We start from the raw sequence: 13,655 nt of genomic DNA on the forward strand, positions 1-13,655 counted from the left end.
GCAAATTGCATCGCATCCGGCACCGCCATAAAAAACGAGGCACCGACCGCACAGGGTCAATGCCTCGTTCACTTCGAGTTGGTGCCCGTCTAGCAGAGCTTGGCGCCTGCAGGGATGCTCGGATCGAGCTGCAGAAGATTCAGGCGCTCTTCATCGCCCTCGGCATGCACAGCGCTGATGAGCATGCCGCACGAGTCGATACCCATCATCTTGCGCGGAGGAAGGTTAGTAATGGCAACGAGCGTCTTGCCCACCAGATCCTCGGGCTCGTAGTAGGCGTGAATGCCGGAGAGGATAACGCGATCGGTGCCGGAGCCGTCGTCGAGTACAAAGCTCAGCAGCTTCTTGCTCTTCTTCACCGCTTCGCAGGCCTTGACCTTCACCACGCGGAAATCGGACTTGATAAAGGTATCGAAGTCGACCATGTCCTCGTAAAGCGGCTCCACAACGACCTTGGAGTAATCGATGGTGGAGACCTTCGGGGCCTCGACAAACGAGCCCTCGACAGAAGCAGCGGCGGGCTTAGGGCCCTTGGAGCCGCCCTCGGGCTTCATGTGCGGGAACAGCAGGACGTCACGGATGCTCGCGGAGTTGGTGAGCAGCATGATCACGCGGTCCATGCCAATGCCAATGCCGCCTGCAGGAGGCATGCCGTACTCAAGGGCACGCACGTAGTCCTCATCGTACTCCATGGCCTCTTCGTCGCCGGCAAACTTCTCTTCCACCTGCTTGCGGAAGCGCTCCGCCTGGTCGACTGGATCGTTGAGCTCGGAGAAGGCGTTGGCGTACTCATGACCGGCAATGACCAGCTCAAAGCGATGCGTCAAGCGCGGATCGTCCTCAAAACGCTTGGCGAGCGGGCTGACCTCGATGGGGTAATCGCACACAAAGGTGGGGTTGACGATGGTCTCCTCACCCAGCTCGTCATAAATCTCGGCAATGAGCTTGCCGCTCGTCCATTCGGGCTTGACCTCGATGCCGCGCTCGCGGGCAGCAGCAGCGAGTTCCTCGGCGGGGGTATCGATGGTCACCTTGTAGCCCAGCACGTCGGAAACGATATCGGACATGGGACGGCTCGGCCAGGTACCGGAAAGGTCGATGGTCTGACCCTGGTACTCGATTTGCTCGGAATCGTTCACCGCGGCATTCGCAGCCTTGATAACGCCCTCGCACAGCTCCTTCATGCCCTCAAGGTCAGAGAAGGCGCGGTATGCCTCCATGGTGGTGAATTCGGGGTTGTGCGTAAGGTCCATGCCCTCATTACGGAAGATGCGGCCAATCTCAAACACGCGCTCAAAGCCGCCCACAAGCAGGCGCTTAAGGTGCAGCTCGGTAGCGATGCGCAGGTAGTTCTCCTGGTTCAGCGCATTGAAATGCGTGATGAACGGCTTGGCCGTGGCACCTCCCTGGATGGTCTGCAGAATCGGGGTCTCAACCTCCATGAAGCCGTCGGCCTCCATGTAGCGGCGGAAGGCAGAGACGATGGCGGAACGCTTACGGAAGGTCTCGCGCACGTCCTCGTTCACGATCAGGTCGACATAGCGCTGACGATAACGGGTCTCCTTGTCGGAAAGGCCGTGGAACTTCTCGGGCAGCGGACGAACGGCCTTGGCAAGAAGCGTGAGGCAACGAGGCGCCACGGAGAGCTGGCCACGCTGGGTGCGAACCACAACGCCCTCGACGCCCACGATATCGCCCAGATCGAGCTTACGCAGGCGCTTCCAGTCATCCTCGTTCATATCATTGATACGACAGAAAAGCTGGATATCGCCCGTCGGGTCGCGCAGCACGACGAACATAATCTTGCCCTGACCGCGCTTGGCAACAACACGGCCACCGATCTTCACGACGTCGGCTGTGTCCTCGCCATCGGCAAGATCGGCATACTTGGCCTCGATGTCGGCCACGTAATCCTCAACATCAGAATGCTCGGGATACGGGTTCTGGCCAGCGGCATACAGGGCCTCGCGGTCGGCAAGGCGGCGGGCACGCTCATCGTTAAGTGTGTCGGCAACGGGGGTTTCGGTCTGATTCTCTGACATCGGCTGCACTCCTATATAACGCGAAAAAGCTCCCAAAGGATCGGTATCCCCCGGGAGCCATTACATACTGATGCCCGCGGTTTAGCGGGAAATCTTGGTGATGGTGTAAGTACGGGTCTTGCCGGATGGGGTGACAACCTCGACGGTCTCGCCCTCGGCATGGCCGATGATCGCACGACCCACAGGAGACTCGTTGGAAATCTTGTGCTCCAGCACGTTGGTCTCGGTAGTACCCACGAGGGTGACCTCGGTGGCAACGCCGTCGGCATCAACCAAAGCAACGATGCTGCCAATGGAGACGGTCAGGCCGTGCAAAGAGGTGCCAGCATCCTGAGCGTTAGCAAGAATGGCCTGGATCTCGGCGATGCGGGCGGCATTCTTAGCCTGCTCTTCCTTAGCGGCATCGTACTCGGAGTTCTCGGAAAGGTCGCCAAAGGCGCGCGCTTCCTTGATGTGCTCGATGATCTCCTTGCTCTTATCGCCCTCACGCCAGGCGAGCTCCTCCATGAGCTTCTGGCGGCCTTCGGCTGTCAGTACGATCTCGCTTGCATCCATGCGCACAAACTCCTTGCATCTCACGTGTGGCAAATCCGCCACCCATACACAGAAAAGACCGGCTGGCCCTAGGGGTAAGCCGGTCGAAGATCACCCCGTGATAACAGGGCGGAAATTACTCAGCGTCGCCGTCTTCCTTCTTCTTCTTGGCGGCAGCGAGCTTGGCCTCGAGCTCGCGAATCTCAGCGTCATCATCCGCGTCTTCCTCGGCGACAACGGGCTCGTCGTCCTTGGAGTCCTCGTCGCTCTCCATACCCTCACGGATGTTCTTGACCGTGGAGCCGAGGGACTTGCCGAGCTTCGGGAGGTTCTTAGGCCCAAAGATCAGCAGTGCAACGATGAGAATGACGATCCATTCCATACCCTTAGGGAACATATGGTTTCCTCCCAGTGTTTTGCAAACAAGCAGATGGAAGTATACCGCGCTTGGCGTTGCGGAACAACAGCCCCATATTTCCCCTACCAGATTCTTCACGCGACATTACGCGCGGCCTATCAACCGGCTTTAGGATTAAGCACGGGAAACCGGATGGCATGGGTGCTAGGCCGCCGCGGCCACCGGGCGTGCCAGGTGATTGCGCATAAAGAACGTGAACACCATGGTGAGCAACGCGTTCACAGCAACGCTCACGGGGTAGACCATCAACAGCGTGAACAACGTGTGGTCGGCAGAGAAGATAAACGCAACCCACAGCACGCGCAGGACACAGATGGAGATGAGGGCAATGATCGTTGGCGGCAGCGAGCAGCCGTATCCGCGCAAGTAGCCAGACATGATCTCGACCACCATCGTAAAGAGGTGTGTTGCCAAAATAAAATGAATGCGCAGTTGTCCGGCATCGATCACCGCGGGGTCGGTGCTAAAGATCGAAAGCAGTTGCCTGCTAAAGAGCAGCAGAATCGTTGTGAGGATCGCATAGGCCGTATAGCCTTCGATAAAGCAGATCTTGAGGGTACGCAGGCAGCGATCGTGACGGAGGGCGCCATTGTTTTGGCCCACAAACGTGGTGCACGCTTGGCCAAAGGCGTTGAGGCTATACCACGAGAAGGCGTCGATATTGTTTGCGGCGGAGTTGCCCGCCATGACAGCGGTATCCAGACTGTTCACGGCCGCCTGGACGATGACATTCGACACAGAAAACAGCGCGCCTTGAATACCTGCGGGCAGGCCGACGATAAGAATGCGCTTGAGCGAGGGCCAGTCGATTGCCAGCTCGCGCAGATTCACACGGATGACGGAGTCGCTGTGCGTCAGGCACCATAAAAGAATGATCGAACTCACGGCGCTGGAGATTACCGTTGCCGATGCAACGCCGTCGACGTCCATGCCCAAAACCAGCACGAAAAGCAAGTTGAGACCCACGTTGACCGTACCGGAAATAGCGAGCGCGATAAGCGGTGTGCGTGTGTCACCTTGGCTGCGCATGATGGCAGCTTCAAAGTCATACAGAAACAGAATAGAAAGTCCCGCAAGATAGATGCGCATGTAGAGAAGCGCCATCGCCTCGACCTCGGGATCCTTGATGCCCATCGCGGCCATGATAGGCTCAATCACAAGCTCGCCCGCAAGGCCCAAGATAATGCCCCCGCCCACTGCGGCAAGCATCGCGGTGTGTACAGCGCGACGCACGGCATCCATCCTGCCCGACCCGATGTTCGTTGCAATGGTCACGTTGGCACCCAGGCTCATGCCCGTACCTAAACTCACCACAAAGCTGCACATGGCGCCGCAGCTGCCCACGGCTGCCATGGCATTGGTGCCCGCAAACTGTCCCAGCACGGCAACGTCCGCAGCATTAAAAAGTTGTTGAAGGAAAGCCATAAGCGCAACGGGTATGGCGAAGAGAACGATTTTGTCCCAAAGGGACCCCTGCGTCATATCGACTTTTACGCCCAGTGCCATACGCATTCCTCACACTCTGCTTGCAAACGGTCATATGCTAGCACTCCACGTAAGCAAAGTGGCGCGCATCTTGCTTCAATTCCAAAGCGGTTGAAATTGAAGCACGAACGCGCATACGAAAAAGGGTCGCCCAAAGGCGACCCTTATTCAATGCAATGGTCGGGTTGACTGGATTTGAACCAGCGACCCCTGCGTCCCGAACGCAGTGCTCTACCAAACTGAGCCACAACCCGATAGCCAAGCTATAGTAACAAAAGATTGAGACAAATGCTAGCAATCAATGAGATTCGATCCAGACTTTTCCATCTGAGTTGCACATGACCACCATCCGCGCTCGCGTAAAGCCGCGTTCGCAAGGCTCTGAGCAGCCTCTTTGTTCTCGCACAGGGCAAAGCAGCAAGAACCCGAACCCGAAACGTCCGCCACGCGCACGCCTGGCTGTTCACGCATCCACGCCAGCACATCCACAATCTCGGGCGCGATAGACATCGCGGCAGGGGCCAAGTTATTGGCAAGTGCATCGACCACGCCTTGCTCGTCGCCAGCGCGCAGGGCCTCAAGCATGGGCTCGATAGGAGTCACGGGCTGCGGATTTGCGTCAAAGACACGGTAGGCTTCCTGCGCCGTAACGCCCTTTGAAGAAGCGCGGACAAGCGCCACAGGCACGCCCTCGAGTGCGTCGAAGGTCTCCTCCATCACGTCGCCCGCGCCACTGAGGTATGCAGGCGATTCGTAGAGGAAAAACGGCACATCGGCACCGATGCTGCGCGCAACGGTAGCCACGCGCTCATCATGAATGTCGATATCCCATTCTGCGCACAAGCCACGCAGAGCTGCGGCAGCGTCGGTAGAGGGACCGCCCAGGCCGGCGCGGATGGGAATGCGCTTTTCGATATGGATATCGAACAAGGGCTCTCGGCCATACGCACGGCCGAGCTCGACGGCGGCGCGCCAAGCGCTGTTTTGCTCCACGGGGAAATCCGCCGCGGGATCCATGGTGACCGAGAGCTCCTTTGCAGGTGCAATCGTCACCGTATCGCCCAGGCCGACAGCCGCCATGACCGAATCGACGCGATGGTAACCGCGCTCATCTTTCGTTGCGTACACGCCCAAGTACAGATTGACCTTTGCGAGCGCGGACACGGTGAACGAAAGAGAAGGCATAACTAGTGCTCCTCGAGCTGATTGCCCAGCGGGGTAAACAAGTGCTCGCCCGACTCGGGATCGAACAGCTCGACGGTGCCCGTGAGAACATCGACATACTGGTACGACTGACGCGACTTACGGCCGCGGCGCTCGTCCACCTCGACGATGAACACGGCGGGATGTACCGTCTTGATAGTGCCCATGCGCTCGACGACGCGCGTGCGGCCCATGTTGGCGCGCACTTTAACGCGCTGGCCGATCATGCTCGTCAGCTTCTCGTGGATATCCTCGACGTGATTGACTTCCAGCTCTTCCATTAGGCCTCCTGAAGGCAAGTGCAAATGCGGCAGACTTGCCCCAATTTATCTACAAACGTATAAATTGTAGCAGGCTCAGATGGAGATTGCACATCTTGTGGAGATGCTGCGAAGATGGATGCAAATTGACAGCAAGTATGGCCCTGGAGACCGAGGTGCCTTCTACAGCTCGTCGGTGTCGAGCACGATGGTGAACGGGCCGTCGTTTACAAGCGAAACGCTCATGTCGGCGCCAAAGCTGCCCGTCTGAACATCACCCATATCCGCACGAACCAGCTCGCAAAAGTACTCGTAAAGCTCGTTAGCCAGACCGGGGGCGCCTGCCGCGGTAAACGAGGGCCTGCGCCCGTGGCGGCAATCGGCATACAGCGTGAACTGCGACACCACGAGCACCTCGCCCAACACGTCTGCAAGTGAGCGGTTGGTTTTCCCCGCGTCATCCGGCATGATACGCAAGTCGCGAATCTTGGCCCAAAGCTTTTGCGCCGTCTCGCGCGTATCGCCCTCGCCTACACCCAGAAGGATGAGATATCCCTGGCCAATGCTGCCGATGGTCTTTTCTTCAACAACAACCGATGCGCTCGCTACGCGCTGGACGACGGCCCTCACGCCTCGTCTCCTGCAATCTGAGACGACAGGTCTTGCAGCGCATGGAAACGATGGCTAATAGCGTTTTTCTCCGCCGGCGTGAGCTCGGCCATGGTCTTGCCCGGCGTATCGGCAGGCAAGAACAGCGGATCGTAGCCAAAGCCATTCTCGCCACGGCCCTCGAACCCGATCGTGCCCTCGCAGGCGCCTGTGCCCGTGAGCACCATGCCAGAGGCGTCCACAAGCGCCACCACGCTCATGAAACGAGCGGTGCGCTTGGCCTCGGGTACCTCGGCCAGATTCTTGAGCAGCTTTGCATTGTTTGCAGCGTCATCGCCATGCACGCCCGCGTAGCGCGCGGAATAGACGCCAGGCTCGCCATCGAGGGCATCGACCACAAGGCCGGAATCGTCTGCGATGGCAGACATGCCCGTTTGCTCCACGGCGGCCTCGGCCTTGATAAGAGCGTTCTCCAAGAAGGTGGTGCCCGTCTCCTCGGGGTCATCGAAATCGCCCAACTGGCCCAGCGCGACAAACGTCACGTCGGGCAGCACGCGCGAAAGAATGTCCTCGATCTCCACGAGCTTGTGGGCATTACCCGTGGCAACCACAATGGTGCGCGCGGGATCGAGGGTATCGATATCGATTTTATTGAGAGCCATGGTCGCCCATTCCTTATCGTTTAGCAAAGAGACGTGTATGCGCGTTTAGTCGTCGTCGCGAAACGCCGTAACCTCGTTTTGCAGGTCGATCAACTGTTTGATGCCAAGGTCGCCCAAGTCAAGCAGGTTGTTCAAGCGCTTGCGATCAAAAGGCGTCTGCTCGCCTGTACCCTGAATCTCGACAATCTCGCCCGTATCAGTGGCAACCAGATTCATATCGATCTCGGCATGGCTGTCCTCGGCGTAATCGAGGTCCAAAAGCTCGTTACCGTCCACCACGCCCATGGACACAGCGGCAACCTGGCCCGTCAGGGGCAGACGCGGGATCTTGCCCGCCTCGACCCACGTCATCAAGGCGTCGTGAAGCGCCACCCAGGCGCCGGTCACGCTCGCCGTGCGCGTACCGCCATCGGCTTGTAGAACGTCGCAGTCGATCGTAACGGTGTACTCGCCCAACGCACGCATATTGCAAACGGTGCGCAGGCTGCGACCGATCAGACGCTCGATCTCCATGCTTCGGCCCTTGCGTGCATTCGTCTCGCGCTTGGTGCGCTTGGAGGTAGCGGCGGGAAGCATGGCGTATTCGGCGGTGACCCAGCCCAGTTTAGAAGCGCGGCGCCAGGGCGGCAGGCCATCCTCAATCGTGGCAGCGCACAGCACGCGCGTGTCGCCAAACTCCACCAGGCACGAGCCCAGGGCGTTTTTCATGACTTCACGCTTGATCGTCACGGGACGCATCTGGTTGGCAGCGCGGCCACCAAAGCGGCGGATCTCGTTCAGTTCCATTGATATTCCTCTCTGTTCGTGCGGCGCGGCGCTACACAAGCTCTTCGAGCGAAACGTGCTCGATGCTCTTGAGCGGCTGGCCAAAGATAAAGCTGCCGGCGGCGGCGAACTCCGCCAGGTTATCAGATGTCGTGGCAAAACGATGCTGGGGCAGCACGTCTTCCGGCGCCAGCTGCTCACGACGCTGCAGGATGTCCACCAGCTCACGCGTGGTTTCCTCGGCAGACGAGACCACACGGATGTTTGGCCCCAGCTCATGACGGATAGGACCTACGAGCAACGGAAAATGCGTGCACCCCAACACGACGGTATCGATATTGTGGCCCTTGAGGGGCGCGACCACCTGACGCACCACGGCGCGGACTTCGGGGGTGTCAAAGATATCCTCGTCCTCGAGCCAACGCTCTTGCAAGTGCGCGCCGGTCGCAAGCTCCTGTTCGACAATCTCGACAAAGCTCGAGGCGGGACAGCCGTACACGTCCACGCCCGCATCCAAATCTTGAATCGCGCGCGTATAGGCTCCAGAGCGCGTGGTGAGGTTCGTGGCGAGCACGCCCACCTCGCGCGTGCGGGTGCTATTGATAGCAGCGCGAGCACCGGGGACAATCACGCCAATCACGGGAACATCGAGGGTCTGCTGGCATACGCGCAAAGCGGCTGCCGTTGCCGTGTTGCATGCGATAACGATGATCTTGACATCATGACGCGAGAGCCAGCGCCCTGCCTGCAGGGCAAACGAACGAACCTCGTTTTCGCCACGCGTGCCATAAGGGCAACGCTTGGTGTCGCCAAAGTAGTACACCGACTCGTGGGGCAGCGCGGTAGCAATGGATCGAGCCACGGTCAGGCCACCCAGGCCAGAGTCGAACACACCGATAGGGCAGGTGTTTTTCTGCGCCATCATCAAATCCTATTCCTTGGCTGCCAACAGGCATTTCATAGTCATAACCCAACCGTCGACGATACAGCCCTGGCTCACAAACGCATTATCGTGCGTGGCCAAGAACTCGTCGGCGCCGGGGTTCGCCAGTCCATTCTCCACCAAAACGAAGGTCCCCACCGAATCTGCCATCAAGAAATCGGACGAGGCGTCGCCAATGGCAAGGGCCTGCATGGGGTCGATACCGCGCAGCTCGCAGAACTTGGCGACAGCGCGGCCCTTGTTAAGGCCACGGGGGCTCACGTTAAAGGCACGTCCAGAGACGCCCTCGGGAAGCTCGAGCGTCGTGGGCTTAGAGATGTGATTGAGAAAGCCGTTGTCTCCCCAATCGAGCTCAACGCCCGATGCGTCGAGCAGGGCACGCGCCTGCTCGTCGGGAATCTCGCCGCGCATGGCAACGGTGACCTCGCGATATTTGTAGCCCTGCTGCATATCGTTGTGGTACTCGAGCAAATGCGGCCAGGAGTTAACGAGCTTGTCGCATACGCCCGCGCGCTCGATTACCTGGTGGGGCGTAAGGCCGCAGGAAGGATCGTAGTCCATATCGGCTGTGAAGTAGCACCAGTCGTCCTTGCCGTGGTCGAGCATAAGCAAGCCGCCCATCTCGCCAATATAGGCATTGAAGCCCAGGATGCGCGCGTCCTCGTGCAGCATGGAGCGGTTGCGGCCGGAGCAAGGAATCACCTCGACGCCGGCAGCGCGCAGGTCAAGAAGCGTCTGCACGCAAGCAACGCTGGGATTTCCCGCAGCGTCGGCCAGCACGCGCGAACCGGGTGCGAGCATAGTGCCGTCGAGGTCGGTAAATACATAGCGAACGCCGGCGAGACGCTCCTTAAGTTCGCCTTCGGGCACGACGGGCAACACGGAGGAGGTCATTGGTGCTCCTTTTTGCTTGTCGGATAAAAAACGAATCCCATTGTAGCTTCTAGCCAAAGGTTTCGATATACTATGTTCCCGCGGGCGATTGGCGCAACGGTTAGCGCAGGTGCTTTACACGCACAAGGCTGGGGGTTCGAATCCCTCATCGCCCACCATAGATTTTGAAACAGCTCCGACAACGGGGCTGTTTTTGTTTGTGCCGCGTGTGAGGGATTCGAACCCGAGAGAGCGCGAAGCCGGGGAAACGCGCAGCGTTTTCCGGCGCAGCGCGCAAGGCGCCGAGAGGCGCCGCAGCCGCACGCATCGACCCCTCCCCATTACAGTCTGAAATAGGCCATCGATAAAATTCGATGGCGAGCATTCGGCGCATTGCCTACGATACGGGCAAGCCCCGAGGGGCCGCCGATCGGGCGCCTCCGGATGGCCGTCTGCCCCTGCCCCGTAGAGGGCCCGGGGGGTGTTGCCACCGGGGGCGCTCGCCGCTCCGGACGACTGATAGGAAACTGCCGGGCGCAAGCGCCACGGCCAGGTAATGTGGGTGTCGCGGGGAGGGGCTCCGATCGGCCTACCGATTGGAGGATACCACCGTGGCACCAACTAGAATGCCGGAAGCCGTCATCGGGCTCGATGTCGGGAAATCGTCCCACTGGGCATGTGTCGCGACCCGAGACGGCGAGGTGCTGCTGAGCGCCCCCGTCGCGAACAGGGAGGGCGACCTGGACTCGCTGTTCGTCCGCTTCCCCGACGCGCTCGTGGTCGTCGACCAGTCGCGCAACATAGGCGCCCTCGCGCTCGCCCGCGCCAGGGCGGCCGGGATGTCGGCGGCGTACCTGCCGGGACTCGCGGCGCACGGGGCCGCCAGGCTCTTCGCCGGCGACGCCAAGACCGACGAGCGGGACGCGATGGTCATCGCGAAGACGGCGCTCGGCATCCCCGACGCGCTCCTGCCGGTCGGGGACCCGGGCCCGGCGATCGCGGCGGCGAGGGCGCTGGCTGCCCAGAGGAACTTCCTGACCTGCGAGAACACTAGGAACAAGAACCGGCTGCGCAGCATCCTGCTGGAATCNACATAAAACCCAAGTCCCTCCTCCGTTCGAAACCCGCGCACAAACGTCAACTTTTTGCCAAAAATAAGGAAAAGTGAACGTTTGCGCGCTGGTTTTGAATGGCGAACGCCAAACCAATCGGTCGATAGCATCCCGCAGCCGCCCCGTGGGCCATTTGTGCCACCAAATGAGAGATAATTACAGCAAAAGACAAGGGAGGGTCCATGGATGCACCTATCGTCCTTTCGCATAAGACGGCATGGCTGTATTACCAGGCTTCCGGCATGGGCGCTCTCAACGAAAATCGAGATATTCCCGCACTCACACCCGCGCAAAGAACCCCCAGGTCCTTCGCCAAATCCATTCGGAAGGCGCTCACAGCATGCGGAGTTGACGAGGACGAACTAGAAAAGCTCGATATCCTTATCTCTTTCCCTTCGGAGCGAACCCACTCACCCGCCTTCCGCCCTCATTCTCATGGTGCGATTATCCCGGCAAGCGAGCTTATCTCCATCGCACCCGGGCTTCTGGCCGTCTGTCCCTCTCTGTGTTTTCTTCAAAGCTCCTCGTGGATGAGTGAATACGAACAACTGGAATTTGCCTACGAGCTCTGCGGGAATTATGCAGGACCACAACCCAATCGGTCAGGCTATACCGTGCGCCCGGCCCTCAGCAACGTCAATCAACTGCGCGAAGCCGCCAAAGCTCGTCCGAGCATGAAGGGAATAAAACAAACCCGTAGGGTTCTACGCATGGCAAAAGACAACTCAAGGTCGCCCATGGAAACCGCACTCGCCATGATGCTTGCAGAAGATCGAGCACGCGGGGGCCTTGGATTCAAGTCTTTCGACCTTAACAAGCGCGTCGACATCCCCCTTAAATACAAGAAGTGCTCCGCGAACGGTTACTTTGAAATCGACCTCTTGGCCCAAACGCAACGCTTCGCCATCGAATACGATGGTCAGTATCACAACGAATTTCTTCGACGAGCACACGATGCCGAGCGCCTGAGCGTCCTGCGTTTGATGGGCTATCAAACGCAGGCAATCACAGCGGCACAGTTTTCCTCGCAACTCAGTCTAAATCGCTCTCTTAATGCCATATGTCAGACCCTTGGCCTTAGTATCAATTCCTCCGCTGGGTTTCAAAAGGCGCAAAACGAGCTGCGAAAGTTCGTGATTCGAAACTGGGAAGCTCCAGAAGCTGATGACGCAAATGTAGAAGGGGCTTCCTTAATGCAGGATAATTCTCACGCAGAAGCATCGGCGTCATAGTGGGGCGCGCCCTCGCTTAGAAAACCCGCGCACAAACGTCAACTTTTTGCCAAAAATAAGGAAAAGTGAACGTTTGTGCGCTGGTTTTGAAAAAAGAAGGATAGGGTGGCCGCAAAAGGCAACCACCCTATCCCAGAACAAGACATACAAGCAAGCGCGAATTACTCGCGTCCTACCCCAAGATCTTCGTCAAGCCCGCAATGAGCGCGTCGACATCGGCCTTTTGGCAGACAAGCGGCGGCAGGAAACGCAGGGTATGAGCGCCGGTCGCGTTGATCACAAAGCCAGCGGCCAACGCCGCGGCGACGACATCGTGCGCGTCGGTCACGGTATCGTCCAGATCGCAGCCAAGCATCAAGCCACGGCCGCGCACCTCGGTAACATGCGGTACCTGAGCCAGTTGCTCGGCAAAGTATGCGCCAATCTCATCGGCATGGGCTGCATAATCGCCGCGGACGAGTTCGGACAAAACGGAAGCCGAGGCTGCCACCGCGAGGTTGCTACCACCAAAAGTCGAGCCATGGTCGCCAGGGCGGAACGCGCTCGCGACCTCCTGCTTGGCAAGCACAGCGCCCATGGGCACACCACCGGCAACACCCTTGGCAAGGCTCATGATATCTGCCTCTACACCGTAGGTCTGCATGGCAAACGGCTTGCCGGAGCGGAAAATGCCAGTCTGGACCTCGTCAGCGATGAGCAAGCCACCGTGGGCATGAGCCAAGTCGCGCGCGGCCTCGATAAACTCCTGCGTAAGCGGATGCACACCGGATTCGCCCTGGATGGGCTCGATCATAACGGCACAAATCTCGGAACCATATGTGTCGAAAATGCTCTTGAGCTGCTCGACATCGTTAGGATCGCATGCCACAAAACCGCTGGGCAGCGGCTTGAAGCTATCCTGCAGCCAATCCTGCATGGTCGCGGCAATCGTCTCGAGCGTACGGCCATGGAAGCCACCACGCAGTGCCACGATCGTGTTGCCGCCGTTGCCCATGCGCTTGGCATACAGGCGCGCAAGCTTCATCGAGCCCTCGTTGGCCTCGGCACCCGAGTTGGAAAAGAATGCCTGCCAAACCTGTTCGCCCTCGGCAGGGGCGGCAGCGGCCAAAAGTGCCTCGTCGTCTTTTGCGTCAATAGCCTCGACGATTGCGGCAGCCCCGGCAAGATCATCGTTGGCGAGCTTGGAAAGCAGAGCCGCCACCTGACCGCGATGCTCGATATAAAAATAGTTGGACACATGGGTAAGTTCATGGACCTGTGCGTCCACGGCATCAACCACGGCGGAGGCACCATGGCCTAGGCAGCACACACCGATACCCGCAAGGAAATCGAGGTACTCCCGGCCGTCGTCGCCCACGAGCGTCATGCCGTGCCCACCGGTGAACTCAACCTCAGAGCGCCCAAAGGTATGCATCATGTAATTGGATTCAAGGGCCTTTTGTACGGTAAGGGACATGGTTTAACCTCTCGGTCGAAAAGAATGTCTACAACAGATTAGACGGCGCGTCCGCGTCAAA

At 59.0% G+C, this 13,655-nt stretch carries 14 protein-coding genes and 2 tRNA genes; 3 read left to right on the forward strand and 13 right to left on the reverse strand.

The genetic code is table 11. The features are described 5' to 3' along the window. Positions 1–89 precede the first annotated feature (89 nt). From lysS to BQ9843_RS07370, 12 genes are all read right to left on the reverse strand, one after another. On the reverse strand, positions 90–2,042 hold the full coding sequence (lysS, locus tag BQ9843_RS07315) for a lysine--tRNA ligase (protein WP_075844482.1): 1,953 nt from the start codon (positions 2,040–2,042) through the stop codon (positions 90–92). An 81-nt stretch (positions 2,043–2,123) separates the two neighbouring features. Continuing rightward, positions 2,124–2,597, reverse strand: a complete 474-nt coding sequence (gene greA / locus BQ9843_RS07320; RefSeq protein ID WP_022386201.1) for a transcription elongation factor GreA — start codon at positions 2,595–2,597, stop codon at positions 2,124–2,126. Between the two features lie 115 nt (positions 2,598–2,712). Beyond that, on the reverse strand, positions 2,713–2,973 hold the full coding sequence (locus BQ9843_RS07325) for a Sec-independent protein translocase subunit TatA/TatB (RefSeq protein WP_075844483.1): 261 nt from the start codon (positions 2,971–2,973) through the stop codon (positions 2,713–2,715). 165 nt (positions 2,974–3,138) lie between these two features. Continuing rightward, positions 3,139–4,500, reverse strand: a complete 1,362-nt coding sequence (locus BQ9843_RS07330; RefSeq protein ID WP_195906638.1) for an MATE family efflux transporter — start codon at positions 4,498–4,500, stop codon at positions 3,139–3,141. Between the two features lie 156 nt (positions 4,501–4,656). Further along, a tRNA-Pro gene (locus tag BQ9843_RS07335) sits at positions 4,657–4,733 on the reverse strand. 37 nt (positions 4,734–4,770) lie between these two features. After that, positions 4,771–5,664, reverse strand: a complete 894-nt coding sequence (gene ispE, locus BQ9843_RS07340) for a 4-(cytidine 5'-diphospho)-2-C-methyl-D-erythritol kinase (protein ID WP_075844485.1) — start codon at positions 5,662–5,664, stop codon at positions 4,771–4,773. Between the two features lie 2 nt (positions 5,665–5,666). Next, positions 5,667–5,963 carry a Veg family protein gene (locus BQ9843_RS07345; RefSeq protein ID WP_022386205.1) on the reverse strand — a complete coding sequence of 99 codons (297 nt, stop codon included), beginning with the start codon at positions 5,961–5,963 and terminating at the stop codon, positions 5,667–5,669. Positions 5,964–6,125: 162 nt separating this feature from the next. Further along, complete coding sequence (gene dtd / locus BQ9843_RS07350; protein WP_022386206.1) at positions 6,126–6,572, reverse strand: D-aminoacyl-tRNA deacylase; 447 nt, start codon at positions 6,570–6,572, stop codon at positions 6,126–6,128. Beyond that, on the reverse strand, positions 6,569–7,213 hold the full coding sequence (gene rdgB / locus BQ9843_RS07355; protein WP_075844486.1) for an RdgB/HAM1 family non-canonical purine NTP pyrophosphatase: 645 nt from the start codon (positions 7,211–7,213) through the stop codon (positions 6,569–6,571). The genes dtd and rdgB overlap by 4 nt, the downstream gene beginning before the upstream one ends. Before the next feature lie 45 nt (positions 7,214–7,258). Continuing rightward, the gene (rph, locus tag BQ9843_RS07360; RefSeq protein ID WP_022386208.1) at positions 7,259–7,999 is read right to left on the reverse strand and encodes a ribonuclease PH; all 741 of its coding nucleotides are present in this window, start codon (positions 7,997–7,999) and stop codon (positions 7,259–7,261) included. Between the two features lie 31 nt (positions 8,000–8,030). Further along, positions 8,031–8,903, reverse strand: a complete 873-nt coding sequence (murI, locus tag BQ9843_RS07365; RefSeq protein WP_075844487.1) for a glutamate racemase — start codon at positions 8,901–8,903, stop codon at positions 8,031–8,033. Between the two features lie 6 nt (positions 8,904–8,909). Beyond that, positions 8,910–9,815, reverse strand: coding sequence for an HAD family hydrolase (locus BQ9843_RS07370; RefSeq protein ID WP_040221161.1), 906 nt, complete (start codon positions 9,813–9,815; stop codon positions 8,910–8,912). 82 nt (positions 9,816–9,897) lie between these two features. Here BQ9843_RS07370 and BQ9843_RS07375 point away from each other — a divergent pair. The 3 genes from BQ9843_RS07375 to BQ9843_RS07385 all read left to right on the forward strand — a co-directional run bounded on the left by BQ9843_RS07375 (position 9,898) and on the right by BQ9843_RS07385 (position 12,138). Then, a tRNA-Val gene (locus tag BQ9843_RS07375) sits at positions 9,898–9,973 on the forward strand. A 447-nt stretch (positions 9,974–10,420) separates the two neighbouring features. Further along, the gene (locus BQ9843_RS07380) at positions 10,421–10,891 is read left to right on the forward strand and encodes an IS110 family transposase (RefSeq protein ID WP_230205637.1); all 471 of its coding nucleotides are present in this window, start codon (positions 10,421–10,423) and stop codon (positions 10,889–10,891) included. A gap of 197 nt (positions 10,892–11,088) precedes the next feature. Then, positions 11,089–12,138 (forward strand): DUF559 domain-containing protein, encoded by a 1,050-nt coding sequence (locus tag BQ9843_RS07385; RefSeq protein WP_075844488.1) that lies wholly within the window; start codon positions 11,089–11,091, stop codon positions 12,136–12,138. A 172-nt stretch (positions 12,139–12,310) separates the two neighbouring features. On the opposite strand, the gene BQ9843_RS07390 is transcribed toward BQ9843_RS07385, so the two are convergent. Next, positions 12,311–13,594 (reverse strand): aspartate aminotransferase family protein, encoded by a 1,284-nt coding sequence (locus BQ9843_RS07390; RefSeq protein ID WP_075844489.1) that lies wholly within the window; start codon positions 13,592–13,594, stop codon positions 12,311–12,313. Between the last annotated feature and the right edge of the window lie 61 nt (positions 13,595–13,655).

This window comes from Collinsella bouchesdurhonensis, from assembly GCF_900155365.1.
GTDB classification, from domain to species: domain Bacteria; phylum Actinomycetota; class Coriobacteriia; order Coriobacteriales; family Coriobacteriaceae; genus Collinsella; species Collinsella bouchesdurhonensis.

Coding starts and splice junctions, on each gene's coding strand:
- ispE (WP_075844485.1), bottom strand. CDS start 5,664: ATGCCTTCTCTTTCGTTCACCGTGTCCGCGCTCGCAAAGGTCAATCTG.
- murI (WP_075844487.1), bottom strand. CDS start 8,903: ATGATGGCGCAGAAAAACACCTGCCCTATCGGTGTGTTCGACTCTGGC.
- BQ9843_RS07370 (WP_040221161.1), bottom strand. CDS start 9,815: ATGACCTCCTCCGTGTTGCCCGTCGTGCCCGAAGGCGAACTTAAGGAG.
- BQ9843_RS07330 (WP_195906638.1), bottom strand. CDS start 4,500: ATGGCACTGGGCGTAAAAGTCGATATGACGCAGGGGTCCCTTTGGGAC.
- BQ9843_RS07390 (WP_075844489.1), bottom strand. CDS start 13,594: ATGTCCCTTACCGTACAAAAGGCCCTTGAATCCAATTACATGATGCAT.
- lysS (WP_075844482.1), bottom strand. CDS start 2,042: ATGTCAGAGAATCAGACCGAAACCCCCGTTGCCGACACACTTAACGAT.
- rdgB (WP_075844486.1), bottom strand. CDS start 7,213: ATGGCTCTCAATAAAATCGATATCGATACCCTCGATCCCGCGCGCACC.
- BQ9843_RS07345 (WP_022386205.1), bottom strand. CDS start 5,963: ATGGAAGAGCTGGAAGTCAATCACGTCGAGGATATCCACGAGAAGCTG.
- BQ9843_RS07325 (WP_075844483.1), bottom strand. CDS start 2,973: ATGTTCCCTAAGGGTATGGAATGGATCGTCATTCTCATCGTTGCACTG.
- BQ9843_RS07385 (WP_075844488.1), top strand. CDS start 11,089: ATGGATGCACCTATCGTCCTTTCGCATAAGACGGCATGGCTGTATTAC.
- greA (WP_022386201.1), bottom strand. CDS start 2,597: ATGGATGCAAGCGAGATCGTACTGACAGCCGAAGGCCGCCAGAAGCTC.
- rph (WP_022386208.1), bottom strand. CDS start 7,999: ATGGAACTGAACGAGATCCGCCGCTTTGGTGGCCGCGCTGCCAACCAG.